General features: G+C 34.9%; 13 protein-coding genes. 1 reads left to right on the top strand and 12 read right to left on the bottom strand.

What is annotated here, in order from left to right:
- Positions 1-2 precede the first annotated feature (2 nt).
- Together ACWODM_RS12760 and ACWODM_RS12755 are read right to left on the bottom strand one after the other, a co-directional pair.
- Complete coding sequence (locus tag ACWODM_RS12760) at positions 3-998, bottom strand: alpha/beta hydrolase (protein WP_455321751.1); 996 nt, start codon at positions 996-998, stop codon at positions 3-5.
- Positions 999-1,093: 95 nt separating this feature from the next.
- Positions 1,094-1,483 (bottom strand): cupin domain-containing protein, encoded by a 390-nt coding sequence (locus tag ACWODM_RS12755; protein ID WP_455321750.1) that lies wholly within the window; start codon positions 1,481-1,483, stop codon positions 1,094-1,096.
- 133 nt (positions 1,484-1,616) lie between these two features.
- On the opposite strand from ACWODM_RS12755, the gene ACWODM_RS12750 reads away from it, so the two are divergent.
- Positions 1,617-2,723 (top strand): IS4 family transposase, encoded by a 1,107-nt coding sequence (locus ACWODM_RS12750; RefSeq protein WP_455321749.1) that lies wholly within the window; start codon positions 1,617-1,619, stop codon positions 2,721-2,723.
- Positions 2,724-2,926: 203 nt separating this feature from the next.
- On the opposite strand, the gene ACWODM_RS12745 is transcribed toward ACWODM_RS12750, so the two are convergent.
- From ACWODM_RS12745 to ACWODM_RS12700, 10 genes are all read right to left on the bottom strand, one after another.
- The gene (locus ACWODM_RS12745; RefSeq protein ID WP_455321748.1) at positions 2,927-3,949 is read right to left on the bottom strand and encodes an alpha/beta hydrolase; all 1,023 of its coding nucleotides are present in this window, start codon (positions 3,947-3,949) and stop codon (positions 2,927-2,929) included.
- Positions 3,950-4,213: 264 nt separating this feature from the next.
- Positions 4,214-4,456 carry a hypothetical protein gene (locus tag ACWODM_RS12740; RefSeq protein WP_455321747.1) on the bottom strand — a complete coding sequence of 81 codons (243 nt, stop codon included), beginning with the start codon at positions 4,454-4,456 and terminating at the stop codon, positions 4,214-4,216.
- Between the two features lie 883 nt (positions 4,457-5,339).
- Complete coding sequence (locus tag ACWODM_RS12735; RefSeq protein WP_455321746.1) at positions 5,340-6,779, bottom strand: glycoside hydrolase family 1 protein; 1,440 nt, start codon at positions 6,777-6,779, stop codon at positions 5,340-5,342.
- A gap of 22 nt (positions 6,780-6,801) precedes the next feature.
- On the bottom strand, positions 6,802-8,097 hold the full coding sequence (locus ACWODM_RS12730; RefSeq protein ID WP_455321745.1) for a PTS sugar transporter subunit IIC: 1,296 nt from the start codon (positions 8,095-8,097) through the stop codon (positions 6,802-6,804).
- 3 nt (positions 8,098-8,100) lie between these two features.
- Positions 8,101-8,409 (bottom strand): PTS sugar transporter subunit IIB, encoded by a 309-nt coding sequence (locus ACWODM_RS12725; protein ID WP_455321744.1) that lies wholly within the window; start codon positions 8,407-8,409, stop codon positions 8,101-8,103.
- Positions 8,406-8,741, bottom strand: a complete 336-nt coding sequence (locus ACWODM_RS12720) for a PTS lactose/cellobiose transporter subunit IIA (protein WP_455321743.1) — start codon at positions 8,739-8,741, stop codon at positions 8,406-8,408. Before ACWODM_RS12720 ends, ACWODM_RS12725 begins: the two co-directional genes overlap by 4 nt.
- A complete protein-coding gene (locus tag ACWODM_RS12715; protein WP_455321742.1) occupies positions 8,738-10,672 on the bottom strand; it encodes a BglG family transcription antiterminator in 1,935 nt (644 codons plus the stop codon). The genes ACWODM_RS12720 and ACWODM_RS12715 overlap by 4 nt, the downstream gene beginning before the upstream one ends.
- 584 nt (positions 10,673-11,256) lie before the next feature.
- Positions 11,257-12,240: an aldo/keto reductase gene (locus tag ACWODM_RS12710; protein ID WP_455321741.1), complete on the bottom strand. Its 984-nt coding sequence runs from the start codon at positions 12,238-12,240 to the stop codon at positions 11,257-11,259.
- Positions 12,241-12,368: 128 nt separating this feature from the next.
- The gene (locus tag ACWODM_RS12705) at positions 12,369-13,016 is read right to left on the bottom strand and encodes an NAD(P)H-binding protein (protein ID WP_455321740.1); all 648 of its coding nucleotides are present in this window, start codon (positions 13,014-13,016) and stop codon (positions 12,369-12,371) included.
- 34 nt (positions 13,017-13,050) lie between these two features.
- Positions 13,051-13,458 carry a MerR family transcriptional regulator gene (locus ACWODM_RS12700; protein ID WP_106195808.1) on the bottom strand — a complete coding sequence of 136 codons (408 nt, stop codon included), beginning with the start codon at positions 13,456-13,458 and terminating at the stop codon, positions 13,051-13,053.
- Positions 13,459-13,488 lie beyond the last annotated feature (30 nt).

Genomic DNA, 13,488 nt, shown 5'->3' with positions numbered 1-13,488 from the left:
CGTCAAATTATTTTTTTCAACCAATCATCAATGACATTGGCTACTTCTTGATTATTTATATCTTGGAACAAAAAATGCGTATTTCCTTTAATGCCAATATCTGGTAACCTCAAAATTTCCGCTTGTCCGCCATGTTTATTAATACATCCGACCCATTTATCCGCCATTTCAGCCCGAGCTCGCCAGGCATCAACCGGCCATTCTTCTCCTGGTTCACGCGGTACTTTATCGCCATAAATAATAATGATTGGGATTTCCGTTAAACGTTTAAATTTCTCATCTGATATCTCACCAGCTGAAAGAGCTCCCCAAGGACTAAGCGATTCGATTGGTTCCGGTAATTCTCCCTTAGGAAATTCAAAACCACTCCCTGGTTCTAAACAAACAACTCCCTGTACATTTGGACTTTCAACGGCAACTTGCCAGCCTGGACCAGCACCTTGAGAATGGCTGATCAATACAGCTTTTCCGACTTTCTCGAAAACTTGCACAAATGCTTTTGCAATGACATCTTGATCATATGGTCCAACATCAGGTGTCATCATCCGCAAAAAGTTCTTCACATTTTGATTGCCTTTGGGAAATGCCATATCTTCATCTACATTCGGCCAATGACCGATTCTAAAATTACTAAACCAAAGCTGATCATCAGTAACTAGATCAATTTCTGCTTTTACAATATTTTGAGCCGCACGCCCTCTGCGTGGTTGGTCAACTAAATAAACACTATAATTCTTTCGCAAGAAAATATTATTAAAACCTTCTCTGCCATCTGGTGTCGTCTGCCAACCAGCAGCAGATTGACCCGCACCATGTAAGAAAATTAAAGGCAATTTACTGGGATTCATCGGCGCTTGATATTCTACATACGCATGGTCACCATGTCTTGTTTGTCCATCCGTACCATGCGTATCGTTAAAATCAAATTTCCCAGGTGCTGTAATTGTTTTACCACCAGCAGTAAATGATCCTTGTTCTTTGATCATTAAGGGTTCCATGTTAAAATCTCCTTGGTAAATGTAATAAATTTTAAAAATAGATGTATCGTATGCCGCGATTCACTCTTTTATCTATGGAAGCAGGCTGACATTCCTCAATTTAATAGGTTATATTCCTCATCAGTTACTGCTTCACACCATTCAGTTGTTGCTCCATCTGCCGAGACAGAAATTGCAACGTGAACGAATTCGCTGTTTTTAGCAGCTCCATGCCAATGCTTTCGTTCTGCTGGAATATTGACAACATCTCCTGTTGTTAATTTTTGTGCTGGTTTGTCCCATTCTTGATACCAGCCTTCACCTGCAGTAACCAATAAAACTTGGCCGCCTTTGTGATGAATATGCCAATTGTTACGACAACCTGCTTCAAAAGTAACATTCGTAATTCTAATAGGTTCCGCCGTTAACGTTTCCAAATAAACACCTTTATTAAAATTAGGATTATCCAGTGATTTTTCTCCTAATGGAAATGGTTGTTCTATCATATTTTCTCACTCCAGTTTATTATTTAATTTTTCACTAGTGTTGCATTAAAAATTGTACTGTTCCATGAAACAAAAAAATCCTTTATACTAGTACTCGGATGACTTATCCAAGACCAATAAAAAGGACTAACTCATGGATAAGTATAAAACAAATTCGGCATTTAATAAATGGTTTTCTGCCATAAATGTAGAAAATCTTTCTGTTTCTGCTAAACAATTCATTGTCAATTACAATTCATATCGGAAAAAACTCTCTTTTGAAGCGGTGTTGAAGCTTTTTCTCTACGCAATTAATGAAGAAAAAGAGAGTTTGCGTGACTTGAGTACGTCTCTCATCAACGAATCACTTCAACTAGAAACCGACGTGACCACCATCAGTCATACGCAATTATCACGTGCGTTCAATGCACTTGATTCCAGCGTGTTAGAAGAAATCTTCCAACAGCTTTTAGAAAAAATCCACTCTCAGACAAGACCAACAAAACGAAACAGTCTGTATCTGATTGATTCCAGTACTTTTTCGCTCAGTTTGAAGCATCATAAGTGGGCGACTTTTCGCCAAACAAAATCAGGCGTTAAGTTACACTTAAACTACTGTTATATGAACGATGCCACGATGTATCCCACTGATTTTACCTTAACCAATGCCCGTGAACATGATGTCAATCAACTGCCCTTGCTGGTGAATAAACCTGAAGCGACCTACGTGTTTGATCGTGGCTACTTGGACTTTGAAAAGATGGATCAGATGCATGGGGACGGCTACTTCTTCGTTACACGTATCAAAAAGAACACCCATGTTCACTTGATAGAAACACTGGAAACATCACCAGAAAAAGAAATTCTACGAGATGAACTGGTTCGTTTGGGTTCTAAGACTTATCTGACTGCCAATTTCCGACTCGTTACTGTTCAAGATAAAAGTAGACGTGAATTTCAATTTATTACCAATCGAATGGACTGTACGTCAAAAGAAATAGCGGATATGTACCACGCTCGGTGGCAAATTGAATTGTTTTTCAAACATATCAAACAACACATGACCAGTAAAACGTTTTTTTCTCAAAGTGAACAGGGCGTGCATAATCAGTTGATTTTAACCATGATTTCCGCACTGTTAACCTTTCTTATTAAAGTAGAAACCAACACAAAACAATCTGTGTTTCAAATCAAACGATTCTTTCGTTATTTACTGTTTCTTCCGTTTGAGTGTTGGTTAGAGAAGTTGATTCCAACATGAGAACAAGAAAATGGCGTGTCACTTTTGGTTTTCAGCTAAATAACAGGTAAAAAATTTTCTGGAAAAAGTCATCCTCTGCGTCAGCACAGTTTTTTTGGCTTATTTCCAGAGAAAACAGTTTTCAGAATATTCTAAAATACTTTTATGCAACACTAGTGTTAATTTTTACAAAACATACTAAGATTAGTAGGTTTTGCTTTTGTTTACTTAAGTCGCGCATCTAAAAATTCAAGCAATTTAGCCGCTTCTTTTTCAACATATTCTAGTTTCCAATAGGTTTCAATATGTTGGGCACCATCGATCAAGTATAATTCTTTATCCGTTGTTCCTGTTGCAGCAGCATACGCTTTTTCTGTTAGATAAAATGTATCAGCGGTTTTACCTGCCATCATTAATAATGGAACATTGATAAGATCCATATTAACTGAAGCGTCAAATGTTGCTAATTCCATTAAGCTGGCAACTGTATAAACAAAGGTTGATTTTGGATGTGGATAGTCAACAGCATAGTAGCAGTAACCATCTCTATATAAAGCATATGGCAATTTTTCAGCATCTTCTGGTGCCATTTCCTTCAAATCTGGAGTGTAGTCAACGCCTTCTTCGCGCACTTCTTTATTACGTGCATCTGTTGCTTTTTGCAATCTTTCTTGAATTGTATTGGCTTCAGAATCCATAAACCCATTACGACGAACGAGTCCCGAATTAAAAGCAGATAATGTAGCAACTACTTTGAAGCGTTTGTCTGTTTGTCCAGCACGTAACGTATAGCCCCCACCACCGCAGATGCCAAAAGCACCCATACGGTCGTAATCTACTCCAGGAAACAGTGACAAAGCATCTACCATTCCATGGATGTCTTCAACGCGGTTTGATGGACGATCCAGCATACGAGGTGACCCTTCGCTAGCTCCTTGGAAAGATGCATCGGCAGCAATTGCAATATAGCCATTTTCAGCTAATTTTTGGGCAAACAAACCAGCAACTTGTTCCTTTACTGAACCGTTTGGATGGGCAACAGTTAATGCTGGATATTTATTTTCTGGATCGTATCCCGCAGGCGTATAGACATTCGCAGCAATTTTTAAGCCATTCAAGATATAGCTGATTGGATGAATATTCACTTCTCCAGCAATATTTTCTGTGATAGCATTGTCATAAACTAGTCCCCAAGGATTGTCATTAACTTTGGGTAATTTTGTAATATCGACATTTTCAATTTTCATAAATTTTTCCTCCTATAATTTAGTAAGCATTTTTCACATTTTCAGAATATTATACATTCTCTTCCCTTGTGAATCTGTTGTAGTTTTTCTACGGTAAGTTATATTCTTCTAGAGAAATGTGTTCTTGACCGTTAGTTGATTGATTCAAAAACTACTAGTGATACAAACAGAGCTTTCGCCAAAAGCTTACCTTTTTTAAGGCTGATCAATTCCACCTCCTTCAATACAAATATAGTTTAAACCTTGTAGTCGACTCTAAAGCAACTAAAAAGACTTTTTAGCTAAATCTATTAACTCTAATGTTTCTTCAGTCAATTCTTGCATATAATCTTCTTGAAAAATAGTTTGACACGTTTCTATTCTCCTATCCGTAATTTTTTTAAACAGTGTCTCTATTTTATTAGCTCTCAGTTGTTTTAAACGTACTTGGCTGACATCACATGGTTCAGAGGCAAAATAATAATTTTCTAAGTCTATTCTTAATGTAATTGCATTATCAAAAATCATATCTAATAAATATTATGTCATCAAAAGCCTCTATACTTTACTTTTCTCATAAAAAAATGTTAGCGCATACTAAAAGATAAACAAAATTTGCTCTTTAGGATCTACTACTTCTGTTATAATCAAGAATATTAAAAAAACTTATTTTAATAATAAAAACGAGATAAGTTTATATCGTCTCATCTAAAACTAGAAATTCGTATATACTTGAACATTGAAGAACACTGAGAGTACAATTTTTCTGACTTCCGAGAAATAGGTCTATCTCCACTAGGGAACACTTTTAAAAACAGACGTTAGTTACCTTTGATTAGACAATCTTATCAAAGCAGAAGGAATCTTTCGGATACCTATTTTTCTCATAAAATTTATATGCTTTTTCGCATTGACTACTACTGTTTAAAATCAAACTGTGGTCTCGATTTTAAACAGTATATTATTCAAGGTACAAGAACAGTTTTTTACCTTGACCTTGGTACTTTTCTTTTACTGCTAAATCAATGATATGTAAGAACCCGTTTTATAATCCAGCCGCTTAAAAATATATAGATGGATAGTATTTAAAAGAGTCATAACTTCTTCATTGCTAACATTTTCTACTCAACTTTTAGTAGTCGCTAATAATTTTTCACGAATAATATCAAAATTAGTGGTATCACAGCCTTCGAGGTTTATATTGATTATTACAATCACAAGTGAATGAAAGAAAAGGTAAGTTAGATGAGATCAGATAACTATAGAAAGACAAAGGAAGATATTCTCACCGAAGTGCCTGTCTGTTTATTTGATAAGGTTTTCTAATTGCAGCGTAATAACGGGAAATCTAAACACACAAAAAACGGAGTAGAATCAACTACTCCGAAAAAAGTCTAACTTTTTGTGGTCATTACATACTTTTGTTGATTTTAGTGTCTTTAAATTGATTTAGTATTGAACCATTAGTTTCAATAATTTTTTTATAGCAATAAAAGCTATCTTTTTTCTTACGTTCTAAAGTACCTAATCCTTGATTATCCTTATCTACATAAATAAATCCATATCTCTTTTTCATTTCACCTGTACCTGCACTAACTATATCAATAGGTCCCCACCAAGTATATCCTATAATATCACAGCCATCCTCAATAGCTTCTGATAATTGTATTAGATGTTGATTTAAGTAATCTATCCGAGCATTATCATGAATTTCTCCATTTTCTGATATTTCATCGATGCAGCCCAGACCATTTTCGACAATAAATAGTGGTACATTATAACGATCAGTTAATTCATTACATACATATCGCAGTCCAAGGGGATCAACCTCCCATCCCCATTCAGTTTGTGGCAAATAGGGATTTCCCCGTGTCCCAATACCACCAGTATCACCAATTATAGGCATCCCATCCTCATAAGTATTGGTTCGATAATAACTAAATGCCAACATTTTAGATGGATATTGAGAAATAATTTCTAATTCTTTAGTGGTAATATCTAAACTAAGCTTCTTTTCCTTAACAATTCTATTGAAATAAGCAGGATATTCCCCTCTAATCATCACATCTGCATAGAGTAAAGATCTTCTTCTAAGTTGATAACTACCGAATACATCTTCTGGTTTACACGTATATGGATAGACTCCACTTAAAGCTAACATAATCCCTATTTTTGCATCTGGAATGATTTCTTCACATAATTTATTTGCTATTGCATTTGCAACAAACATATTATGGCTTGCTTGATATATAATATTTAGTTCGTCATCTATACTTCCTCTTAATCTGATTGCTCCAGACGCATAGGGAATTCGATGAATGGTATTCATTTCATTAAAAGTAAGCCAGTACTTTACTTTGTTTTTATAGCGATTAAATATAACTCTACAATATTTTTCAAATAGAGGGATCATTTCCTTACTTTCCCAACCATTGAACTTATTTATTAAATGTAAAGGAGTTTCATAATGAGAAATTGTCACAACCGGGATGATTTCCCTTTCTAGCATTGCGTCAAATAATTTATCATAAAATTCTAACCCTTTTTCATTTGGCTCCTCTTCTTCGCCTGTAGGAAATATCCTTGTCCAAGCAATAGAAGTACGGAAACACTTTAATCCAAGCTCTTTCATCAAATCTAAATCTTCTTCGTATCTATGGTAAAAATCAATCGCTTCGTGACTAGGATAATATTTTTCTGGATCCATTTCAAAATCGACATTACTAAAGATACCGATTCCATTAGGTGCCACATCGACTATCGATGGTCCTTTACCATCAATATCCCAAGCCCCCTCAGCTTGGTTTGCAGCGATTGCTCCGCCCCATAAAAAGTCTTTAGTAAAATACATTATTTATTCTCTCCTTTTTTACTCAAGCTATTTCCTCAATAACTTGTTTATTTGAAACTAACACAAATGGTAAGTAGGTTAGAACTCCAATAACAATAATTATTAATTGTAGAATTACACCTGGTATTCCCCAGCCTAGAAATGCATTTATTACTATAGGTAAGCCAAATGGAACATCTACAATGTTTGGTGTTAGAAAGCCCAAATTAAAAGCTACCATAGTGATAATAGTTGATATTCCAGCATTAAATACGTATGGAATTGCAAATATAGGATTTAATACTAAAGGCAAGCCAAATGCTAAAGGTTCACTAATACTAAAAATAGCAGGTACAAATCCAAGTTTAGCGATTGATCTTTGATCCGCTCTTTTAGATGCTATTATTAACGCAATAGCTGCAGATAGAACTAACCCTGCACCCCCGATATTAATAAATGCTCTCCATGTGGACATGGTTATTGCATTTTCTGGAGTCATTCCAGATTCATAAGCAGTAATATTTGCTGCTAATGCAGCTGCCATAATTGGTGCTCTAAAAGGTGATATTACTAACCCACCATGAATACCCACTAACCAAAAGGCTTGAGAAAGTACTGCTACAGCAACAACGCCCCATGAAGTTTGGAAAAAACCTTCTAGCGGAGATTGTAAGACACGATAGATAAATTCATTGATATAATCCCCTGTTCCTAAGTAAAAAAGACGACCTAAAATTGTAACCGCAAAAAGCGTGATAAAAACAGGAATTAACGCATTAAAAGATTTTGAAATTGCCTGAGGTACAGAAGCTGGCATTTTAATTTTTAATCTTTCAACAGCGCTCAATTTACAGAACATCTCAACCACCACCAAAGTTAATATCATTCCAATAAATAACCCTGAAGCATTAGTCGTTCCTGCTGGTAGTCCTGCTGCCAAACTCTCAACACCATCGATAATATTGATAATTCCTTGAGGTACAACCGATACATAGGCACACAGTGCTACCAATGCGGACAGCAATTCATTCCCTTTATTGCGTCTAGCAAGTAACGTAGAAAGAATAAATACAATTCCTAATGTCATAATACTCATCGTAGCAAAATTGAGCGCCGAAAACGCTGGATCAATGGCATTCAAAAATGAGAATGGTGAAAATTGAGCTAATCCAGTTGTTTCACTGGAAAGCAATGATCTACCAAGTGTTGCAAATGATCCTACAATAATAAATGGCATGAAAGTGGAAAAGGCATCTTTAATTACTGCTAAATATTTATTATCATCCACTTTTTCTGCAATAAATCCAACTTTTTCTGAAAAGGTATCAAAAAAACTCATATTTTACTCTCCTTCTTTTATAAGCTCTTCTGCAAATTCCAATACTGCTGCTCCATTTCCTCTACCGTAATCCATTGGTCGAATTACTGCCACAGGAGCATTACCATCCACTATTTTCTTAACTTTCCTTAGAGTGTGTTGGATTTGAGGTCCTAGTAAAAGTACATCAAAATTGCCAATCTCTTTTTCAATCAAACTTTGATCAATAGCCCAAATTTTGTAATTCTTACCCTGTCTTTTTGCTTCATCTTCCATTTTTGCCACAATTATACTCGTAGACATTCCCGCTTGACACGCCAACATAATTCTCATATTGTTTCTCCTCCTTTGATTGCTTTAAAAAGTCTATAAATATGAATCAGTTCTTCTGCTAAATCTAATATAGTAATTGCCGACGAAAGATGGTCTTGTGCATGTACTAGAAGAATAGAAAATTCTGGTAGATTTCCATTAGCTTCCCCTTGTATCAAGGCAGTTTGCGAGTGGTGAGCTATTCTCAAGTCTTCTTTAGCTTCTTCCATCAATACTTCAGCTCGTTTAAAATCATATTCTCTTGCACATTCAATCGCCATCATTCCTTTAGATTTGGCGTTCCCTGCATTTAATATTAAATTAAAACTAATTTCTTGAGTACTTATCGTCATGATTCTGTTAAATTCCCTTCTACCTTTTTTAGGGTGTTTATGAAATGGAAATAATCCCTTTTTTTAATTACACTTTGAATATCTTTAGTACTGATAAGAAAACGACTGATAATCTTATAAAACAGCTGTAAATCTTTATCAACATTTTTTTCAATAGACATCAAACAAATAAATTGAACTTTCCTTTCTCCCCAAAGTATTGGTTTATTCAAAATGCAAATGGTTACAAAAGTAGTGTCAGTCATAGGTGTATCTGGATGGGGTAAGGCAACGAGATTACCAAACTCAGTAACTGCTTGACTCTCTCGATTTTTCACAGATTCCAGGAAATTAGCTGGTATATTCTTTGTCTCCCCTATTTTTTTCACAATATAATCTAATACTTCATCTTTAGAAGTAACTTCGACATTGGTTAAAAACAGTCTTTCATCAAAGTACTTCAACACAAAATCCAATTCATCTTGCTTAAAAAATTTTTTTGCGTCATCTAAATCTTCTCCCTCGAGAAAATATTTTATTTCTAAAATTGGAATAGGTACTTGCCTTTTTATTGGTACAGTAGTAAAAAGATAATCAAATTGCTTGAAGTCAATATTCTCCAATTGATACAAATCGCACGTCTCAATCTTATTTACATATTTTCCAAATTCAGCTTGACATCTATATGCGAGAAGCTTAGCTGTTCCTTTTCCACTTGAACAAACAATTAGTATATTCTTTTGATTATTATTGCTTTTTTTTCTTTCTAAAGCCAAGTTGAAATGAAGAGCAAAAAAACCAATTTCTTCATCTTCTACACTGATACAGAACTTTGATTCAAAAATAGTGCATGCTTGAACTGCAATCGTATAAGCTAAGGTAAAACGAGTTTTAATTTGCTTTAACATAGGATTTTTAACTGCTAAATTATAGTCAAGTCTCGTTTTGAGAGGTATAAGATGAAGAGCTAATGACATTCGTAGTTCTAAATCATTTTTAAGATCAATCCTAAAATACTCATTTACCGTATCTAGCATCGCTTTAACCATCTCATTTATTTCATCAGAAATAACTAAGTTACCCTCCAAGAGCTGTTCCTCTTCAATTACTCTTTTACCCGCAAGATGAATTGCAATATAATATACTTCTATTGGGTTGATGTTTGTTTTAAAAAGTGACTCTAAATTAATTAAAAGTTTCTTAGCTATTTCGATTTCAGTCCTATAAAGGTTCTGGATTTCCTCCATTCTTTTTTCGGAAATTATTATAGCCGCTTCTTTATATCCTGATCGTTTAATCATGAGATAGATGTGAGTTACTAAATTTTGGTAAGCCATGCCTGATAATTGAAACATATTTTCTTCAAGTGTTTTTACTAAAATCTCAGATATTTTTTTCAAGTCTCTTTGTTGGATTTCCATGGACTCTTCATCTTGAATCAGAGTGGAATTTACGTTATTTGCTATGCAAAGTCGCATATTGAACTCTGTTCCTATTAACCTCATTCCGTATTTCGGTTTGTTTTCTACTTGAACGTTATATTTTAATAGCTTTTTTCTTACTACCTTTAAATCTTCTGTAACGATTGTTCGACTAACAAAAAGCTGCTGAGCTAAATATTCAATTTTCGTATACTCATTCTCTGACAACAAAAGATAGTCAAGAATGTACTGTATTCTTTCTTCTTTAGAGTTCGGAAACAAACTTCTTTTAGACTTCATATTTTTTATGAATCGAGAAAAAAGCTTATCATCAAAAACTCGAATTTTATAACCTGACCCAGCTTTTGCTTCTATCTCACCACCATTTTGATTAATAATATTCGAGAGTTCCTTAATTCGTTTTCTAATTGTTCTACTAGATACCTCGCATGATTCTGCAAGACATTGACTAGTCGAATAATTATCCCGGGGCAACAAATTAACTAATTGGAGAATTTGTTCCTCATTCAATTCCCTCAACTCCTTAACTATATATTAACTTTTTTTAAACCACTTACAACGAACTCTTTTTCCATAACCAATGTGGAAATATACCGGTTGAACAATAAACGCTAGAAAAAAAGTCCCAGCAAGGTACTAAAGCTTTAAATCCATTAAATTCAATGTTAGATTGAATATTGTCGCCAATTAATGCTCAAAACACACTGATTACAGTGCATAATAAGGAATTGATTAGATTTGTCAAATTGAGAATATATAATCACTCATTAGTCTGACAAATACACTGTACTCTGTACACAAACGAAAATATCAATTAAAGAACAAATTTAATATTCATTTGTTTAGAGGTAAGTTTAAGTACCCTTACAGAAGAATCAAATTCTTTCGTAAGCAGCTTTTATATTCTTTGAAACGATCAAACTTCTATACTGTTATAGAAACAATAAAAGTCAACATCTCTTCTTTTCAGGGATATGCCGTGCTGTAATCACTTCTTCCCTAGTTGTTGTTCCTGACAATTTGAAAAACAAAGAAATCAATAAAAAAGCATTGGCTTTTGAATTCCAATGCTTTTAAACAAATATATAAACAATTTATAACCCAGCCCGTTTAGCTAATTCAGGGGTATAGCGATTGCCAACAATTTGAATCCCATCTGTTGCTGCGTTAATCTCTTTTAACTCTTGTTTTGAAAACAGTATTTCGGCTGCTCCAATATTTTCTTTGATTCTGGAAAATTTTGTCGTACCAGGAATCGGAACGATCCATGGCTTTTGAGCTAGAAGCCATGCCAACGCAATTTGAGCTGGTGTAGCATTTTTTTCTTCAGCAATTTTTCTGATTATTTCGATCAATTTCATATTGGCTTCCATTGCTTCTTTTTGAAAACGAGGTAAGGAGTTACGGCCATCGCCTTCGCTAAAAGAGGTTTCTTTATTAATTGTTCCAGTTAAAAAACCTTTTCCCAATGGACTAAACGGAACAAAACCGATACCTAATTCTTCCAATGTCGGAATCAATTCCTTTTCTGGCTCTCTAGTCCATAAAGAATATTCACTTTCAACTGCTGCTAACGGTTCAATAGCATGCGCTTTACGGATCGTTTGAACACTAGCTTCAGACAAGCCCCAGTTTTTGATTTTTCCTTCTTTTTTCAGTTTTTGCATCGTTAGAGCTACCTCTTCAATTGGAACATTCGGATCGACTCGATGAAGGTAATATAAATCAATGGCATCTACACTCAACCTCTTCAATGAACCTTCTACTGATTTAAGGATCTCTTCTGGACGTCCATCCACGACTTGTTTTCCATCATTCATCTTGATTCCGCATTTGGTGGCAATAGTGACCTTATCCCTATACGGTGCCAATGCTTCTCCTAACAATTCTTCATTTGCAAAAGGACCGTAGACCTCCGCTGTATCAAAAAAGTATTCTCCCATTTCAACAGCTTCTTGCAAAACTTTAACCATTTCTTTTTTGTCAGGTGCAGGGCCATAAGCAAAACTCATGCCCATTGTACCTAATCCGATTTCTGATACGCTTAAATTGCTATTTCCTAGCTTTCTTTTTTTCATTTAGAAAATACACCTCCAACGAATTAGTTATTCTATAAAATATAAAGCTAGCTTGGTAACATAGACTTTGCTAAAGTGACCAACTAAATTAGTTAACCATTCTAGTCACACTAAAAATTATACCGTCTTTAATAGAAGGAAGGTTTTGGTAATTCTTCAGTACCAGGTTCATACACGCCTAGGCTCGCACCAAGATAGCGACTATCTTCAGAAAGCAATAAGTCTGCAATCAATCTAGCCACAGCTTCGCGAGTTACTTGCGCACCTACAAAAGGTTCGCCTTTAGAAGTCAATGCGTATTTTTCATTATCTGGTTGATTATATAACCAAGTCAGTCTCAACAACGTATAATCAAGTCCAGAATCTTCTACAACCTTTGCAGAATCTTTTTGTGCTTGCATTCTTGGATTTGAACCAATCATGCGTTCATTCCATTTTCCAAATTCGCCTACAACTTCATCATAGATCCCTAAAATAGCTGCACCAATCAACCGTTGTACTCCGTGTGCTTTCATTGCTTCCACAACATTTTCAACAGCTTTGGTATTTCCCATATCATTTAGATAAACCGCATCAACATTTTTCATCGCTTCACTCAACAGATCCGTATCTAAAAAATCCCCTTCTATAATCTCTTCACGGTTACTATCGCTCACGATGATTCGTTGCTTGCCATTTCGCGCATAAAGAACGACGTCATGGTCTGTTTCTTTTAATAATATGTCGGTTAACTTCTCTGCGATTTGTCCAGCAGCTCCTAAAATAAGAAATTTCATTTATTTTGCCTCTTTTCTTACAGCTTTTGTTGTTTTATTCCGTTTTTTCTATATTGTCATTGTCTATGTGCAATTTTTCCTTCTCAAATTCAGCCATATGCGTATAAAAGCTGTCTACCTTATATTGCAAATAGCCTCTAGCTTCTTCTAAATCTTTGATATGCTGATTGATCTCTTCCAATTGATCTGTTAAGATTTGTTTTCTTGTTTCTAAGGTTTTTCCACCTTGTTGTGATAACTTACCATAGTCCACTAGTCCTTCAATTGTCACACCTGCTTTACGAAGAACTTTTGCAAAATAGACCCAGTTCAAGTCTTTTTCCGAAAAGTCTCTATATCCCTTCTCGTCTCTATTCACCGGTGGAATGACTCCAATTCGTTCATAGTATCTGAGCGTATCTGTTGAGATACCATATTTTTCACTTACTTCTTTAATATTCATATTTTTTCACTCTCTTATGGTAACTATTTT

It is taken from the genome of Enterococcus olivae (assembly GCF_053760925.1).
Note: the sequence above shows the minus strand (reverse complement) of the source record. Positions and strands in the feature narration are given on the sequence as shown.